The organism is Allomuricauda sp. MMSF_3307, from assembly GCF_030733585.1.
In the GTDB taxonomy this organism is placed as follows: Bacteria; Bacteroidota; Bacteroidia; order Flavobacteriales; family Flavobacteriaceae; genus Flagellimonas.
The window spans coordinates 469,074-485,966 of the sequence record NZ_JASHIQ010000001.1 but is presented as its reverse complement, the minus strand read 5'-3'; the positions used below and the strand labels follow the sequence as shown (position 1 = coordinate 485,966).

General features: G+C 43.4%; 14 protein-coding genes. 7 read left to right on the top strand and 7 right to left on the bottom strand.

The window, feature by feature from the left end; all coding sequences use genetic code 11:
• Positions 1-12: 12 nt before the first annotated feature.
• The 3 genes from RBB12_RS02110 to RBB12_RS02100 form a co-directional block, all read right to left on the bottom strand.
• The gene (locus RBB12_RS02110) at positions 13-1,371 is read right to left on the bottom strand and encodes an OmpA family protein (protein WP_179383141.1); all 1,359 of its coding nucleotides are present in this window, start codon (positions 1,369-1,371) and stop codon (positions 13-15) included.
• Positions 1,372-1,494: 123 nt separating this feature from the next.
• Positions 1,495-2,688 carry a glycine C-acetyltransferase gene (gene kbl, locus RBB12_RS02105; RefSeq protein ID WP_306012607.1) on the bottom strand — a complete coding sequence of 398 codons (1,194 nt, stop codon included), beginning with the start codon at positions 2,686-2,688 and terminating at the stop codon, positions 1,495-1,497.
• 15 nt (positions 2,689-2,703) lie between these two features.
• Positions 2,704-5,820: an exodeoxyribonuclease V subunit beta gene (locus RBB12_RS02100; RefSeq protein WP_306012606.1), complete on the bottom strand. Its 3,117-nt coding sequence runs from the start codon at positions 5,818-5,820 to the stop codon at positions 2,704-2,706.
• A gap of 122 nt (positions 5,821-5,942) precedes the next feature.
• Here RBB12_RS02100 and RBB12_RS02095 point away from each other — a divergent pair, with 122 nt between their 5' ends.
• Positions 5,943-6,551 (top strand): superoxide dismutase, encoded by a 609-nt coding sequence (locus tag RBB12_RS02095; RefSeq protein ID WP_306012605.1) that lies wholly within the window; start codon positions 5,943-5,945, stop codon positions 6,549-6,551.
• Between the two features lie 664 nt (positions 6,552-7,215).
• Here RBB12_RS02095 and RBB12_RS02090 read toward each other — a convergent pair.
• The 4 genes from RBB12_RS02090 to purN all read right to left on the bottom strand — a co-directional run bounded on the left by RBB12_RS02090 (position 7,216) and on the right by purN (position 11,381).
• Positions 7,216-9,114 carry an amidophosphoribosyltransferase gene (locus RBB12_RS02090; protein WP_306012604.1) on the bottom strand — a complete coding sequence of 633 codons (1,899 nt, stop codon included), beginning with the start codon at positions 9,112-9,114 and terminating at the stop codon, positions 7,216-7,218.
• 44 nt (positions 9,115-9,158) lie between these two features.
• Positions 9,159-10,085, bottom strand: a complete 927-nt coding sequence (locus RBB12_RS02085; protein WP_306012603.1) for a PfkB family carbohydrate kinase — start codon at positions 10,083-10,085, stop codon at positions 9,159-9,161.
• Between the two features lie 97 nt (positions 10,086-10,182).
• Positions 10,183-10,818: a viroplasmin family protein gene (locus RBB12_RS02080; protein WP_179383136.1), complete on the bottom strand. Its 636-nt coding sequence runs from the start codon at positions 10,816-10,818 to the stop codon at positions 10,183-10,185.
• Positions 10,818-11,381, bottom strand: coding sequence for a phosphoribosylglycinamide formyltransferase (purN, locus tag RBB12_RS02075; protein ID WP_306012602.1), 564 nt, complete (start codon positions 11,379-11,381; stop codon positions 10,818-10,820). Before purN ends, RBB12_RS02080 begins: the two co-directional genes overlap by 1 nt.
• Positions 11,382-11,543: 162 nt before the next feature.
• Here purN and RBB12_RS02070 point away from each other — a divergent pair, with 162 nt between their 5' ends.
• From RBB12_RS02070 to RBB12_RS02045, 6 genes are all read left to right on the top strand, one after another.
• Entirely contained in the window at positions 11,544-11,777 is a 234-nt protein-coding gene (locus tag RBB12_RS02070) for an acyl carrier protein (protein WP_009778413.1), read from the top strand.
• A gap of 101 nt (positions 11,778-11,878) precedes the next feature.
• Positions 11,879-13,129, top strand: a complete 1,251-nt coding sequence (gene fabF, locus RBB12_RS02065; RefSeq protein ID WP_293280966.1) for a beta-ketoacyl-ACP synthase II — start codon at positions 11,879-11,881, stop codon at positions 13,127-13,129.
• Positions 13,130-13,138: 9 nt separating this feature from the next.
• A complete protein-coding gene (rnc, locus tag RBB12_RS02060) occupies positions 13,139-13,876 on the top strand; it encodes a ribonuclease III (RefSeq protein ID WP_179383133.1) in 738 nt (245 codons plus the stop codon).
• 105 nt (positions 13,877-13,981) lie between these two features.
• The gene (locus RBB12_RS02055; RefSeq protein WP_306012601.1) at positions 13,982-14,452 is read left to right on the top strand and encodes an IPExxxVDY family protein; all 471 of its coding nucleotides are present in this window, start codon (positions 13,982-13,984) and stop codon (positions 14,450-14,452) included.
• A 2-nt stretch (positions 14,453-14,454) separates the two neighbouring features.
• On the top strand, positions 14,455-15,897 hold the full coding sequence (pyk, locus tag RBB12_RS02050; protein ID WP_179383131.1) for a pyruvate kinase: 1,443 nt from the start codon (positions 14,455-14,457) through the stop codon (positions 15,895-15,897).
• 131 nt (positions 15,898-16,028) lie between these two features.
• Entirely contained in the window at positions 16,029-16,877 is an 849-nt protein-coding gene (locus RBB12_RS02045; protein WP_306012600.1) for a helix-turn-helix domain-containing protein, read from the top strand.
• The last annotated feature ends 16 nt before the right edge of the window (positions 16,878-16,893 follow it).

Here is a 16,893-nt window from a genome sequence, read left to right as displayed (position 1 = left end):
TTTGTTTCTTTTTTACTTCACCAAGTTGATTTCAACTCGTCTGTTCTGTGCTCTACCAGCTCTTGTGTTGTTGGTAGCGATTGGCTTCTCTTCACCGTAACCGATGGCAGTCAATCTACCAGCATCGATTCCTTTGTCGATCAAGAAGTTTCTAACAGAGTTAGCTCTTTCCTCAGAAAGTTTTTGGTTCAATTGGTCGCTACCTACGCTGTCAGTGTGACCTTCTACAGTAAACTTAGCGGTAGGATACTCGTTCAAGATTTGGATGATGTCAACCATTACAGAAGTAGATTCTGCTTTGATAGAAGACTTACCAGTATCGAACAAGATAGTTCTAGCGTAGTCGTTCAATTGCTTCTGAACTTCCTCAGTTACTTCTGGGCATCCGTTGTTAGCAACAGTACCGGCAACCTCTGGACACTGATCATCTTTGTCAAGTACACCGTCACCGTCAGAATCTGGCCAAGGGCATCCGTTGTTAGCGGCAGGTCCAGCTTCGTTAGGACACTCATCATCTTTATCGGCAACACCGTCACCGTCAGCATCAGGACAACCAGCTAGTGCAGGAAGACCAGCAGTGTTTGGACATGCATCATCTTTATCGGCAACACCGTCACCGTCAGAATCAGGACATCCGTTCATTTCTTTGGAACCAGCTTCATTAGGACAAGCATCTTTAGCATCTTCGATACCGTCACCGTCAGAATCAGGACATCCGTTGAAAGCCGCTAGACCAGCTACTTCTGGACAAGCATCGTCTTTGTCGTAGATACCATCACCATCAGTGTCAGTACCACCAAATTTGATACTAAGACCAGCCATGTGCTGGAAGTGCTTTACCAAGTAATCCTCGAAAGCGTGCTTATATTGTGTTTGAAGTGTGAAACCAAGGTTGTCAGAAAACCAGAAGTTAACACCAATACCACCGTTAACGGTACCAGCACCGATTTCATCAACCCAAGTATAACCACCACCGATCTCTACGAAAGGATCAACTACGGTGTTTTTAAGGATGTTATACTTAATGGTACCATCTATAGCGTAGTGAGAAAGATCATCGGCATCGAAGTCTCCCAATTTTTCGATTCTGTTCAAAGAACCTCTAGCTCCTACAGAGAAACCATCACCGATGTACTTGGAAACGCCAATGTATGATACAGATGGCAAAATGTTCCAGTGATCGGTTACGTTGAAGTACTCATCGAACAATGTAGTACTGGAGAACGGGTTGTTCTCATCATTTGTAGGATAGACGTCTATTGCATTCACCCCTATGCTTACCTGCCAGGGATTATTTTCGTCTTGCGCTTGTATGCTGTTGATCCCTACAAATACAAGAGCAACAACCAATAATTTGCTAAGATGTTTCATGCTCAAAATTTTAAGTTTAAGTGTTTATCAGCAGCAAATGTAAGTTGTTAAGACTTATTAACAAAATCTAAATTTCTTTTTTTTTGACTCATTTGCCAGAAGATTTATTGCATTTCGTCGATTTTAGATGACATTTAACGACTTTCCTACTTTAATAAAGGCATTAATTGCTTGGTCCAAATGCTCCTTTTCGTGGGCCGCAGAGAGCTGCACACGTATTCTTGCCTTGTCCTTGGGAACCACGGGATAGAAGAAACCTATCACATAAATGCCCTCTTTTAGCAGCATATCTGCCATATCTTGGGATAGCTTGGCATCATAAAGCATTACGGGGACTATGGCGGAATCACCGTCGATAATATCAAAGCCAGCTTCTTTCATGCCTTTTTTAAAGTATTCTGTGTTATGTTGTAGCTTATCTCGCAAGGAAGTGTCCTTATCCAACATGTCGAATACCTTAATAGAAGCTCCTACAATGGCGGGGGCCAAGGAATTGGAGAACAAATAAGGTCTGGAGCGCTGGCGGAGCATTTCTATGATTTCCTTTTTGCCAGTAGTGTAACCTCCCATTGCACCGCCCAGGGCCTTGCCCAAAGTACCGGTAATAATGTCGATGCGGTCCATTACACCCTTTTCTTCCAAGGTACCACGGCCTGTTTCGCCAATAAATCCGGCAGCATGGCACTCATCTATCATGACCAAGGCATCGTATTTATCTGCTAAATCACATATTTTGTCCAATGGAGCCAATAAACCATCCATGGAGAACACTCCATCTGTCACAATAATCTTGAATCGGGCCCCATCCGCATTGCTTTGTTGGAGTTGTTTCTCCAAATCGGCCATATCGTTGTTCGCATAGCGGTAACGTTTTGCCTTGCACAAACGCACCCCATCGATAATGGAAGCGTGGTTCAGCGAATCGGAGATAATAGCGTCTTCCGCGGTGAGCAAGGGCTCAAAAACCCCACCATTGGCATCGAAGGCCGCTGCATATAATATGGTATCTTCTGTTCCATAGAAATGGGCGATTTTTTGCTCCAGTTCTTTATGGATGTCCTGCGTTCCACAGATAAAGCGAACTGACGACATACCGAAGCCGTGCGTGTCCATGGAATCCTTGGCGGCCTGGATCACTTCGGGATGGGAGGATAGTCCTAAGTAGTTGTTCGCACAAAAATTAATGACCTCTTCTCCCGTGGAGATTTTTATCACAGCACCTTGGGGCGAGGTAATGATACGTTCTTTCTTGAATAGGCCAGCTTCTTCGATTTCCTTCAACTCTTTGGCCAAATGCTCTTTAATTTTTCCGTACATATCTTTTAAATAGGTTTATACAAAAATAGGGTCTATTTGTTGGTCAATATAAACAATAATGGATTGTTTTACCTCAAAATCCATTTCGCTCAAAACAGCTGCGTAGTTGGCAATCTGTTCTTTGTGACTTGGGGAGGCTTTCCCCGTTTTGTAGTCGATGATGATGGCCCGTTTTCCATCCAGAACAATTCGGTCGGGACGCAGCGATTTTCCATCTGTAGTCAGGATCTCTTGCTCGTTTAGAATGGTACGATGTTCCGAGAAAAGGTCAGCCAATTTCGGATGGTTCACAACGTCCAATACTTTTTGTTTGATGTCCGCAGAAGCCTCGTTTGGAAAATGTCCTTCGATTTCCAAACGTTCCAAAATGGGGTCTACATCTTTTGCTGTTTTGATTTGGCTCAAGGCAAAATGGATAACATTCCCCATTTCGATGGCTTCCAAGCGTTCGTCGTCCCACAGGCGACCCGATGTGGTGGAAATGGTGAAACCACTATCAGTTTCGGTTCGAGAGATATAGGGAATATAGTTCTCTGCAGGTTCAGCAGCTTTCCTACCGCTTTCCGAAGGAAAAACACCAATGGTATACACGCCGCGTTCAGTTTCCTTTACATGTTGTTGCTGAACGTACCACTGGAAAAGGTCTTGGTAGGATGAAGCAGTTTCGATGTTTGCGATCTCCTTTTTGCTCTTTTCCGTAATAATGAACAGGCCTTTTTCGGGACGGGTGAGGGCCACATACAGCACGTTCATAGCATCTAATAAAGACTTTTGTTCCACTTCCACATATTTGGCCTGTGTTATCGGGTTATATTCCAGCATATCGCTCTTGGTGTTCAAAAGGAACTCATCCAGCCCTATTTCGTCTTCTTGGGATGTGGCGGCAACCCACGACTTTTTGTCCCTTTTGATCAATGTTGAATCGGCAAACGGAAATATCACAAACGGAAACTCAAGCCCCTTGGCCTTATGGATGGTCATGATCTTTACCGCATCCACTCCGTCCGGTGCGGCAATGGAAAGCGATTCTTTTTTGGTTTCCCAATAATTTAAAAAGGCATAAACGCTTGGGCCATCCCTCTTTTCAAGGTCGAGTACCTCGTCCATCAAAAAGGAAATATGCGCTATGGAACCTTGGTTGAGTTTAAATTGAACTATGGCGGTTTCCAAAATGGTGAGCACGGGCTTACCTTTTAATTGGTTCAAATCAAAACCATGCTCGTTGGCCATAAAGGGTACGATATCATCCAAATGTTGGGAAATGAACCCGTGTTCACCCTCTCCATCTGCACTAATATACCTTAATATATGATAAGCCGCCTCACGGTCTGCGGGATTTTCGAAAATCCGGAGGATGGAAATCAAAAAAATCACCTTTTCATTCTTGGAGAGCAATAACGCATCCGAAGAAATGATGGGAATTTGGTGCTGGGCCAAGAAATCGGCCAACAACATTCCTTTTTTGTTATCACGGACCAGAACGCAGATATCCGCATAAGAATGGTTTTCAGAAATGATAAACTGAATCGACTTTAAAGTTTCTTCGCAATATGCTTGGTCCTTATCCTCCAAATCGGCATCCAAAAAGGATAGCTGAATGTAACCACCGGGCTTGTTGTTTGTTTTTTGATGCGAACCGTTCAAAAAAAGATTGCGATAATCCTCTTGGGCCAAGACGGGTGCCGAAACGGTGAAAAAACTATTGTTGAAGTTTACAATTTCGTCTTGGCTTCGCCAGTTGGTATCCAAGGAGTGAACGCTCGGTTCCACTACAAAAGGATGCGAATTTCCGTTAATCAAATGGAGAAATTGCTCGGCCCTGCCACCCCGCCAGCGATAAATGGCTTGCTTTACATCGCCCACCAAAAACAAAGATCCGCGTTCGTGCTTTTCATCCTCACTCTCCAAGGCATTGCCAATAAGGGGCAATAGGTTCTCCCATTGCATTTTGGAGGTATCCTGAAACTCATCGATAAAGTAATGACGGTATTTTTCGCCCATTCGCTCGTAAATAAAAGGAACCGGTTGGTTTTTGATTTCTTTGGACAGAATGGCGTTCAGGGACGAGATGGGCACAATGTCCCTGTCCAATTCAATATGTTTGATTTCCTTGGCGATTTCGTTCAAGACGGTCATTGGAACGATGTTGCCGTAGATGTTTTGAAGGTAACTGTACCGATAAATAGTTTCTTTAAGGTTCAGGTAATTTTGAAGGATAAAAGCAGCTAAACTCGTCACATCCCTTTTGTCTGTGGCCTTCAATAATTTCCCCTCAATCAGATTGGGTTCCAATGTTTTTGCGGCATACAATTTTTTTGGGTCGAGTTCTCCATCCACCATTTTTTTGAAATGGTTAGGCAGTGTTTGCCGCGGAAAATCAGCAAACTCAAAACCTTGTCGCTCAATCTCCAAAAGCGTATCCTGCGCAAGCTGTTTCACTTTTTCCTGAATAGCCTTGCTTTTTGAGACAATCAGCTTTTGAATTTGGGTAAAATCTGAAATGGATTTTTCACGGAGTGGTTCAATATGCTCGGCGTGGTTTTCCTGGAACAGTAGCTTCCCGATTTCCATCAAATCGTAAGTAATGTCCCAGCTTTTATCATCATCAATTTTTTCGAGGGAAAAGGCAATCAGTACTTCGGTGAGCTCTTCATCGTTTCCTGCACGTTCCAACAAGCGCCCTACGGCCTCTTCCAACAATAAATCCTGATTGAGCTCTACCTCAAAATTTTGGGACAGATGGAGATCGCGGGCAAAGGTCTTTATAATTTTGTGGTTGAACTTATCTATGGTAGAAATTTCAAAAAAGGAATAGTTATGAAGAATCCGTTTTAGGATGAGTTGGGAACGTTGTCGCAATTGTTCCTCCGTTAAGGAAAGTTCTTCACACAGGGTAACGAACAGACTTTTCTGTTTTTCGGGCACAGTTTCTTGTCCAAAAGCGAACAAGTTGTCCAGGATACGGGTCTTCATTTCCTCCACCGCCTTATTGGTAAAGGTAATGGCCAGTATTTGACGAAACTTTAACAGGGAATCGTTGGAGAGCAGCAAGGTGAGGTAGGCCTTGGCCAGGGCGTAGGTTTTGCCCGAACCGGCTGATGCGCTGTATATTTTGAAATTAGACCCCTCCAAAAACGTTTTTCCTGCAAAATAAGGATTCCTTACCTCATGTTAACATGGTTTTAGCGGAATATAAATGTTAAAATCCGTATTTTTACGGGAATAGATTAATAACCTAAAAAAACAAGATAATTATGGCTTTTGAATTACCTAAATTACCGTATGCATACGATGCGTTGGAACCTCATATAGACGCTAGAACCATGGAAATCCACCATACCAAGCACCACAATGGATATACCACCAAACTGAACGGTGCCATTGAAGGAACTGACTTGGAAGGTAAGGGAATCGTGGATATTCTTTCCAATTTGGACATGTCTAACGGAGCCGTGAGGAACAATGGAGGCGGATTTTTTAACCACAGCCTGTTCTGGGAAGTAATGTCCCCAAACGGAGGCGGAAAACCATCCGGTGAATTGGCTTCCGCGATTGATGAGGCTTTTGGATCCTTCGATGCCTTCAAAGAAAAGTTCTCCAATGCTGCAGCTGCGCAGTTTGGCTCTGGATGGGCTTGGTTGTGCGTGCACAAAGGCGGTAAATTGGAAGTGTGTTCCACTCCAAACCAAGATAACCCCATTATGCCCGGAGTAGCTTGTGAGGGATACCCAATTTTGGGCTTGGATGTTTGGGAGCATGCGTACTATTTGCACTACCAAAACCTAAGACCGGATTACATTGCAGCATTCTTTAATGTGATCAATTGGGACAAGGTTTCCGAAAATTATGCAGCTAGTAAATAGTAACTAGTTCATTCATAAATAAAAAGCCGTGCACCAAGTGCACGGCTTTTTTTGTTTGGAATTTTTTCAAAATAGAAAAGGGCGAGGAAGTCCTCACCCTTTTCGTCCCAAATCTTACCATAAACTTAACCTACTTATGCTATGGCGAGACTAAAATACTGGTATTGTGAGAAATAACAAAGGGTTTTAAAAAATATTTTACTTTTTTGAAGAAAAAGAAAACGTGCAGTTCATCGATAAAATGGATAAAACCTTGGTAGTCAAATATAAAGAAGGCGGAGCATGCTCCGCCTTCTTTCCCCAAATCTTACCATGAACTTAACCTACTTATGCTATGGTCCTCCAAAAGTAAGGCGGAGGATTATTTCTTGCGTAAGCTTTTAGACGAAACTCCTGTAAATGGGTTGAAGTGTATGTTGAACCCCAATAATTGATAAATATCAAGAAAAGTGGCTTAAATGCTAGGGCTTTGTGAAGTATGCAAAATAAAAAAGGTGGAATAGCTTCCACCTTTTTTGCCCCAAATCTTACCATGAACTTAACCTACTTATGCTATGGCAGTTACTAAAGTAGGATTGCTCGTTGCTGGTCGTATAAAAAGACGCTGTTCTACGGGATTCATCGATAAAGTGTACATTTTCAGGCTTTTTTAAGCCATTTTGCGTTAGTAGGCACGCTCGTTCTTGCCCTCAAAAAAGTTGATAAAAGCCTTATTGACCACCCTATTTCCTCCCGGAGTTGGGTAGTTTCCGGTAAAGTACCAGTCACCCAAGTTTTTAGGACAGGCGCTGTGCAGCCCTTCAATGGTTTGATAGATAATCTCAACCTCTGCATTGATGCCTTCGGGGCACAGGATTTCTCCAATCTTTTTGGAAATCTGTTTGGCCGAGAAAGGTGCATAGAACTCCTTGACATGATTGATGGCCTCTTTGTTCGGTGCCTTGGTCTGGGCCACACACTTATGATAGATTTCTTCGATCAAATGGGTGGTGCCGTGATCCTCGTGAAGTGCCTTTGCCGCCTTAAAGGCTACAAAATCTTCCAGTTTGGCCATATCGATACCGTAACAATCCGGATAGCGGATTTGTGGAGCCGAGGACACTACTATGATTTTCTTTGGTGATAATCGGTCCAAAATTTTGAGGATACTACGCTTCAGTGTGGTACCTCTAACAATACTGTCGTCGATAATCACAAGATTGTCCGTGCTTTTTACGGAACCATAGGAAATGTCGTAAACATGGGTTACCAAATCATCACGACTACTGTCTTGTGTAATAAAAGTTCGAAGTTTGGCATCCTTAATGGCCACTTTTTCAATACGCGGGCGGATGGCGAGGATTCGGTGAAGCTCTTCCCTATCGATATTGCCTTCCATGGCCAGAATCTGCTCTTCCTTTTTCTTGTTGAGGTAATTCTGTGCTTCTTTCACCATTCCAAAGAACGACGTTTCCGCGGTGTTGGGTATGTAGGAGAAAACAGTATTCTCCAAATCGTTGTCGATGGACTTCAGGATTTCTGGAAAAACCAATTTCCCCAGTTTTTTTCGTTCCTGATAGATTTCCTTATCGCTACCACGCGAGAAATAGATACGTTCGAAAGAACATGCTTTACGCTCCGTAGGTTCCAAAATCTGTTTCAAGGCCATGGAACCACTTTTTTTGATGATTACGGCATGACCGGGGTTCAACTCGTGCACATCTTCAAAATTCACATTGAAAACGGTTTGGATCACAGGCCGTTCCGATGCTACGACCACAACTTCATCATCTTGATAGTAATAGGCCGGACGGATACCCGCAGGGTCCCGCATCACAAAGGCATCCCCATGCCCAATAAGTCCGCTCATGGCATAACCGCCATCCCAGTTTTTGGAAGCTTTCCTTAAGATTTTGGCTACGTTCAATCGTTCGGCGATAAGTGCTGAGGCCTCTCTTTTGGTATAACCTTCTTTTTTGATCTGTTTGTAAAGCTTGGCAACGGCATCATCCAAAAAATGGCCAATTTTTTCCATCACCGTTACAGTATCGGCCTTTTCCTTGGGGTGCTGTCCCAATTCCACCAGATTTCCGAAGAGCTCATCAACATTGGTCATGTTAAAGTTTCCGGCAACAATAAGGTTACGGTGCATCCAGTTGTTCTGCCTCAAAAAAGGGTGTACACTTTCTATACTGTTTTTTCCAAAAGTTCCGTAGCGAACATGTCCCATCAAAAGTTCTCCGATGTATGGGATGTTCTTTTTCTGCCAGGCCACGTCATCTTCTCGATCGGGATTTTGCTTTAAAGCAGTATTGATGCGATTGTTGATCTGGGCGAAGATATCTTGAATGGGCTGTTGCTCGGCCGATCGTACACGGCTCATGTACCGTTCCCCGGGTTCCATATCCATTTTAATACTCGCAAAACCGGCACCGTCCTGTCCGCGGTTGTGCTGCTTCTCCATCATTAGATACATCTTGTTTACGCCGTAAAAAGCTGTACCGTACTTTTCTTTGTAGTACTCCAAGGGTTTAAGCAAACGGATCAATGATATTCCGCATTCGTGCTTAATGGGATCACTCATAATAAACCTAATAAAAAATGCCCCGAAATTCTCAGGGCAAACATTTATGTTAATTCAATATTGAACTGTGTCAACTCCTTAAACTGAGCCAGGCGACCATCCACCTCGCTCTTTTTTAGATCCACCATCCGTTCGGTACCAAAGCGTTCCACACAGAACGATGCCAAATTGGAGCCGTGGATGATGGCATTTTTCATACTCTCAAAAGAGATATTCCCTGCTTCGGTCAAATAGCCTGCAAAGCCACCGGCAAAGGTATCACCTGCTCCAGTGGGATCGAAAACCTCTTCCAAAGGAAGCGCCGGGGCAAAGAAAATTTGCTCCTTATGAAACAAAAGTGCTCCGTGCTCCCCTTTTTTGATCACTACGTATTTGGGGCCCATCTCTTGAATTTTGGCCGCAGCCTTCACTAAGGAATACTCGTTGGTCAATTGTCTTGCCTCTTCGTCATTAATGGTAATCACATCTATCTTGGAAATCACCTTCATCAAATCGTCCCAAGTATTGTCCATCCAAAAGTTCATGGTGTCCAAAACTATAAGTTTTGGTCGTTTTTCCATCTGATTAATTACACTCAACTGAATATTGGGATGTAGGTTACCCAACATCACAATATCGGCATCGGTATAATGGTCGGGAACAATAGGGTTAAAATCGGCCAAGGTATTGAGCTCGGTGGCCAAAGTGTCCCGTGAGTTGAGGTCGTTATGATATTTTCCTTCCCAGAAAAATGTTTTGCCCCCTTTCACAACTTCCACGCCGCTAAGGTCAATGTCCTTGTTCTTTAAAATATCCATGTAGGATTGTGGAAAGTCATCACCCACAACGGATACGATGGCGGAGTCAATATCAAACTGTGAAGCGGCCAAACCTATAAAGGTTCCTGCGCCTCCCAGTATTCTGCCAGTTTTCCCGAACGGTGTTTCAATGGCATCGAAAGCCATGGTTCCCACAATCAGTAATTTACCCATTCCCTAAATTTTGGTGCAAATATACGGTTTACCCTTTCCAATTTGTATAAAGGGCGTTCCAATTATGAAAAAATGGAAATATCAGCACGAAGACAGGTTACTTTCTGCCAAAGTCGGCAGGGATTTCTCCCCAAGCCTTGGTTTCCCACTTCACAATTGGGGTATTGAACCTATTTTTTTTGAGCCAAAGTTCCGCCCGTTCGATCAGTTCAAAAAGCTGGGCATTTTTAACGGTTTTCTCCAGTTTGGTGCCACACTTTTTCTTGCGCACCCAACCAATGGCGATTCGGGAATCGGAGTAAAGAATGCGGTCACTCTTTTTTTGTTGTAGAAAGGCAAGTCCGTGCACCAATGCCAAAAACTCCCCTACATTGCTGGTTCCCTGTTCAAACGGACCTTGATGAAAAAGAACCCGTTTGGTCTTGGTGTCCACACCGCGGTATTCCATCTTTCCGGGGTTTCCGCTCGAAGCGGCATCTACGGCAATGGAATTGTAATTGGGTTCGCCGATTTTTAAAAGTTCCTCGGGACTTAGTTCGCTTTTGCCCTTGGATTTGCCTTTGTATTCCAAATAATTGCCGTTAAAGGCCTTTTTGGCCTCCTCAAAAGTGGCGAACGATTTGTATTGCGCACCTTTTACGCCGTCAATTTGGGCCTTGCAATCTGCCCATGACTCAAAAATGCCCGGGTGCTTTCCCTTCCAAACCACATAAAATTTCTTTTTCTTGGCCATTAGGACAATACTTTTTCTATCACTTTTGGGAAATGCTCATATTCCAATTGATGGACTTTCTGGGCAATGGTTTCTGGAGTGTCTGAAGGGTCAACTTTGGTTTTCGCCTGAAAGATGATGGCACCTTCATCGTAATTTTCATTAACGTAATGAATGGTAATGCCCGTTTCGGTTTCTTGATTTTCCTTTACAGCTTGATGCACTCTATCTCCATACATGCCCTTTCCGCCATATTTGGGCAACAAAGCAGGGTGGATGTTGATGATTTTGTTGGGAAATGCTTCGATAAGATGGGTTGGAACCTTCCAAAGAAAGCCGGCCAAAACAACCAGATCTGCCTCCAAACCTTTCAAAAGGCGAAGAACAGCATCGGATTCCCTAAAAGCGGGTTTGTTAAAATAAAATCCAGGTACTCCCATACGGTCACAACGTTCGAGCACCTTGGCGGCACTCTTATTGGTGAGCACTGCCACCACCTCTGCTTGGGGTTTTTCGCTAAAAAAGGAAATAATGTTTTCGGCATTGGAACCGCTGCCCGATGCAAAGATTACAATTCGTTTCATTCGTTAGGAATTGACGGGATTTTAAATTAAATTACGATGGCTAAAGTAAGGTACAGTATTTTAAGAACTTTAATTTACGTCACATTTTATCGTCAAATAGTGTATTTAATCCAAAGTTTTATATTTTTGCCAACGATTTAAATTTTTAAAACCACAATAATTATGTCAGACATTGCATCAAGAGTAAAGGCTATCATCGTTGATAAACTAGGTGTGGATGAAAACGAAGTTGTAGCGGAAGCCAGCTTTACCAACGACTTAGGAGCGGATTCCTTGGACACTGTTGAACTTATCATGGAGTTTGAGAAAGAATTTGATATTCAGATACCAGATGACCAAGCAGAAAACATCGCCACTGTGGGTCAGGCCATTAGCTATATAGAAGAAGCTAAGTAATTATATGATATATTGCTAAAGATTAAAAATTATCCATGTGGTTGTTATCGCATGGATAATTTTTTTTATAATTAACGTCTAAAGGGTAAAAAAATAGTTCAATGCAGTTAAAGCGAGTTGTAGTTACCGGTATGGGAGCGTTAACCCCCATAGGTAACAATTTGGAAGCTTATTGGGAAGGACTACGGACCGGTAAGAGCGGTTCTGCCCCCATTACATATTTCGATACCGAAAAATTCAAGACCAAGTTCGCATGCGAGCTCAAAGGGTACGACCCAATGGATTTCTTCGATAGGAAAGAGGCAAGAAAACTAGATAGATTTGCCCAATACGCCCTAGTATCTTCGGATGAGGCCATTGCGGACTCTGGAATTGACCTGGACGTTGTGGACAAGTTTAGGGTAGGAGTTGTTTGGGGCGCTGGAATAGGCGGATTGGAAACCTTCCAAAACGAGGTAATCGGTTACGCCGAAGGTGACGGTACACCGCGCTTCAATCCTTTCTTTATCCCAAAAATGATTGCAGACATCGCACCGGGAAACATTTCCATCAAACACGGATTTATGGGTCCTAACTATACCACTGTTTCTGCTTGTGCCTCATCAGCAAATGCTATGATCGATGCACTCAACTATATCCGATTGGGACATTGCGATGTTATCGTTACCGGAGGTAGCGAGGCAGCGGTAACCATAGCAGGTATGGGCGGATTCAATGCCATGCATGCCCTTTCCACCAGAAACGATAGCCCTGAAACGGCTTCAAGACCTTTCGATGCCACAAGGGATGGCTTTGTATTGGGCGAAGGTGGCGGAGCGCTTATACTCGAGGAGTACGAACATGCCAAGGCACGCGGAGCCAAGATTTATGCCGAAGTGCTCGGTGGAGGTCTTTCGAGCGATGCTTATCACATGACCGCCCCTCACCCAGAAGGTATTGGTGTGGTCAAAGTAATGGAAAACTGTTTGCAGAACGCTGGATTGAACCCAGAGGATGTAGATGCCATCAACACACATGGTACTTCAACACCATTGGGAGATGTGGCCGAACTTAAGGCCATATCCAAAGTGTTTGGGGACCATGCACCAAAAATCAACATTAACTCTACCAAGTCCATGACCGGACACTTGCTGGGAGCGGCCGGGGCCATTGAGGCGATTGCCTCCATTTTGGCCATGGAGCACAATACGGTGCCCCCGACCATTAACCACAGCACGGTAGACGATCAAATAGATCCATCCCTCAACTTGACCTTGAACAAGGCCCAAGAACGGGAGGTAAAGGTGGCCATGAGCAACACTTTTGGCTTTGGAGGACACAACGCCTGTCTTTTATTCAAAAAATTAGGGTAGTTTTGTAACATGAAACTCACCTCCAAAATATTCAATTCCCATCCCAACTCGGATGGGGATTTTTTTTTGGGTATGAAAAGAATCCTTGGCTTTAAACCCAAGAATCTGACCATTTACAAAACGGCATTTCTGCATCGTTCCATGAACAAAAAGGACGATGATGGAAACCCTATCAACTACGAAAGGTTGGAATTTCTTGGAGATTCCATGTTGGGCACCATCATTTCCAAATATCTGTACAATGAAGTGCCCGAAGGGGATGAGGGATATCTGACCAAAATGCGGTCCAAGGTAGTCAGCCGAAAGCACCTGAACGAACTGGGCAAAGATTTGGGACTTTTAAAATATGTGGAAAGCCGTATCCCTAAAGAACATTTTGGGGAAAATATCCACGGGAATGTGTTCGAGGCGTTGATTGGCGCCATTTATTTGGACAGGGGCTATACTTATTGCGAAAAGTTCATCGACGAACGCGTGATAGAGCCCTATGTGGACATCGACCAGTTGGAAGGCAAGGTCATCAGTTACAAGAGTTTGGTGATAGAATGGTGCCAAAAAGAGAAAAAGTCCTTTAATTACCATGTGTACGAGGATACAGGGAATGATGAACTGAAACATTTTGCCGTAAAACTTACCATTGGCGACCGGATGTTGGCCAAAGCAAGGGCCACTTCCAAGAAAAAGGCAGAGGAAAAGGCATCCAAACGCGCATACTTTGCCTTACAGAGCAAGATAGAAAAACAGTGACTTTAAATAATGGTAAACTCAAACGTTTTCGCTTATTTTATAAGTGTATTGTTTTGTATTGACTAGGCAATCATTCGTAATAAGCCTATATTTACAGTTCGTGTTATGGGCATGTTAACTACGCACAAGATATCGGCAGACCTTTATGATGATAGTTTTCACCTCATTGCCATCCACAGTGATTTGGAAGATTATGCCATGGCCTATGCTATAAATTCCCATTGTGGACTTTATCTAAAACGGATGAAGAAAGACCTTTGTTTTGATGAAAATATGGCCTTTTCCGTTTTTGACTGGGAAGATGAGATAAACGATATGTACTGGACACTGATTGCCAACAAGTGCGAAACCGAAGAAGAGATGGCTTCCATAGGCTTATTTGAGAGCAATGTATCCAAAAGGATAGGCCATTTGGTGAAGGAAAAAAAGGAAGTGGATTATTTTTTGAAAGTGGATGCAGCAGATGAAACCATATATGCTGAAAAGCTCAGGGCCATCAAACAAATAGGAAAGGTAATCACCGCATACCCATTGGACACACAAAACTTAAAATCAAAAAGAAATTTAATCTTTTAACAATGCCAACTAGAAAGAAGACTAAAATTGTAGCAACCCTCGGTCCGGCCACCAGTAAAAAGGAAACCCTTAGGGAAATGATCCTTGCCGGAGTGGATGTTTTTAGGATAAACTTTTCCCACGCTTCCTATGAGGATGTTGCTGAGCGAATTAAAATGATCAGGGAACTTAATGAGGAGTTGGAAATCAACACCGCCATACTTGCAGACCTGCAAGGGCCCAAACTCAGGGTCGGTGTCATGGGAGGCGAAGCCATCGTTGCCCCTGGTGATGAAGTTACCTTTGTGACCGGCGAACCTTTTGAAGGAACAGCCGAGAGAGTGTACATGAACTACAAGAATTTTCCCAAGGACGTGAAAGCAGGAGAGCGTATTCTCTTGGATGATGGGAAATTGATATTTGAGGTAAAATCAACCAACGGGGAGACCGAAGTGGTCGCCAAAGTGATTCAAGGGGGACCTTTGAAATCAAAGAAAGGGGTGAACTTGCCCAACACCAATATTTCGTTGCCGGCCCTTACCAAAAAAGACATCAAGGATGCCATTTTTGCTATCCAGCAGGATGTGGATTGGATTGCGTTGTCCTTTGTGCGTCACGCGCAAGACTTGCACGACCTCCACAACCTGATCAAGGAGCATACAGAGCACAAAATCCCGGTAATCTCCAAAATTGAAAAGCCAGAGGCTCTGGAAAATATCGATGAAATTGTAAAGGCCTCCGACGGACTTATGGTGGCCCGTGGCGATTTGGGTGTGGAAATCCCCGCCCAAGAAGTTCCTCTAGTGCAGAAACAATTGGTTTTGAGCGCCAAAAAAGGAAGGATACCGGTAATTATCGCCACACAGATGATGGAAACCATGATCACCAGCCTTACACCGACACGTGCGGAGGTGAACGATGTCGCCAACTCGGTTATGGATGGGGCGGACGCCGTAATGCTTTCAGGAGAAACCTCGGTAGGTAACTATCCTGTGCAGGTAATTGAAAAAATGGCGAGCATCGTGACCAGTGTAGAGGCATCTAGCTTGATCAAAGTACCGCAGAACCCACCGCACATCCGAACCAAGCGATACATTACAAAATCGGTATGCTACCATGCAGCGTTGATGGCCAATGAAATTTCGGCAAAGGCTATTTCCACATTGACCAACAGTGGGTACACTGCATTTCAGATTTCGGCCTGGAGACCTTCGGCCCATATTTTGGTGTTTACCTCGAACAAGAGGATACTTACCCAGCTCAATTTGCTTTGGGGCGTAAAGGCTTTTTACTACGATAAGTTTGTCTCTACTGACCAAACCATTGAGGATGTAAACCAGATAGCCTGCAAAAAAGGTTTCTTGGAGGTGGGCGATATGCTCGTAAGTTTGGCAGCCATGCCCATTAAGGAAAAGGGGATGGTAAATACACTTCGTGTAACCGAAATCGAGAGCTGCAATTTTTAGCCTTCTCGGATGAAAATTTTAAAAAAGGCGTGCACTGAAGTGTACGCCTTTTTTTGTTTGGAATCTTTGGATGTTCTGTAAGCAAAAACCACTAAATGTGACTAAAAGTCAATAACGCGACCTAATAAGCTATGCGACACGAATACAGAGATACCAAACTAGGAGCTATTTTAGGATTTACCGATAACATCAAAAAAGACCAAGAACGTTTTTCCGACAGCTCCAAAACCATCAAGTTTTTGTGGAACAGAAATAATGCACCCATTACAATTCAAATAGATGGGATGCAATTGGAGTTGATGCCTTACCAAATCATTACGGTCACCTATCTACAGCATGTTTCCTATGCTGAAACAGAGTTGCCACTTTCCGCTATACTCTTTAACCGGGAGTTCTACTGTATCTCCGATCATGATAGCGAGGTTTCCTGCAATGGTATTTTGTTTTTTGGAACCCAGGATATTCCCATCATTTCCATTCCCAAGGACCAATTGGGCAAGTTCAACCTTTTGCATGATATGTTCGTAGAGGAGTTTTCAACTCCAGACAATATCCAGGGTGATATGCTACAAATGCTGCTCAAAAGATTGATTATCATGAGTACTCGGTTGGCAAAGGAACAGTTGATGGTAAAAACGTTGGGGAATGACCAAATCGATACCATCAGAAGGTTTAATTTTTTGGTGGATATGCACTATAAAACAAAGCGGAAAGTGAGCGATTATGCCGATTTGCTCCATAAATCGCCCAAAACACTTTCCAATCTATTTTCTATTTACAATCAAAAATCACCCCAACAGGTCATTTTGCAACGGATAGCATTGGAAGCCAAACGGCTCATTAATTTCACTGATAAACAAAACCAAGAAATTGCTTTTGAACTGGGTTTTAACGACCCAGCCCATTTTAGCCGATTCTTCAAAAAAATGACCCAAATGACTCCCTCGGAATATCGCGAAAACCTCCTTTTGGTGGCCTAAGGGAAAATTGGTCAAG

Bases quoted from the DNA above. Each gene is read 5' to 3' on its own strand.
- RBB12_RS02110 (WP_179383141.1), bottom strand. From the start codon at position 1,371: ATGAAACATCTTAGCAAATTATTGGTTGTTGCTCTTGTATTTGTAGGG.
- kbl (WP_306012607.1), bottom strand. From the start codon at position 2,688: ATGTACGGAAAAATTAAAGAGCATTTGGCCAAAGAGTTGAAGGAAATC.
- RBB12_RS02095 (WP_306012605.1), top strand. From the start codon at position 5,943: ATGGCTTTTGAATTACCTAAATTACCGTATGCATACGATGCGTTGGAA.
- RBB12_RS02090 (WP_306012604.1), bottom strand. From the start codon at position 9,114: ATGAGTGATCCCATTAAGCACGAATGCGGAATATCATTGATCCGTTTG.
- RBB12_RS02085 (WP_306012603.1), bottom strand. From the start codon at position 10,085: ATGGGTAAATTACTGATTGTGGGAACCATGGCTTTCGATGCCATTGAA.
- RBB12_RS02080 (WP_179383136.1), bottom strand. From the start codon at position 10,818: ATGGCCAAGAAAAAGAAATTTTATGTGGTTTGGAAGGGAAAGCACCCG.
- purN (WP_306012602.1), bottom strand. From the start codon at position 11,381: ATGAAACGAATTGTAATCTTTGCATCGGGCAGCGGTTCCAATGCCGAA.
- RBB12_RS02070 (WP_009778413.1), top strand. From the start codon at position 11,544: ATGTCAGACATTGCATCAAGAGTAAAGGCTATCATCGTTGATAAACTA.
- fabF (WP_293280966.1), top strand. From the start codon at position 11,879: ATGCAGTTAAAGCGAGTTGTAGTTACCGGTATGGGAGCGTTAACCCCC.
- rnc (WP_179383133.1), top strand. From the start codon at position 13,139: ATGAAACTCACCTCCAAAATATTCAATTCCCATCCCAACTCGGATGGG.
- RBB12_RS02055 (WP_306012601.1), top strand. From the start codon at position 13,982: ATGGGCATGTTAACTACGCACAAGATATCGGCAGACCTTTATGATGAT.
- pyk (WP_179383131.1), top strand. From the start codon at position 14,455: ATGCCAACTAGAAAGAAGACTAAAATTGTAGCAACCCTCGGTCCGGCC.
- RBB12_RS02045 (WP_306012600.1), top strand. From the start codon at position 16,029: ATGCGACACGAATACAGAGATACCAAACTAGGAGCTATTTTAGGATTT.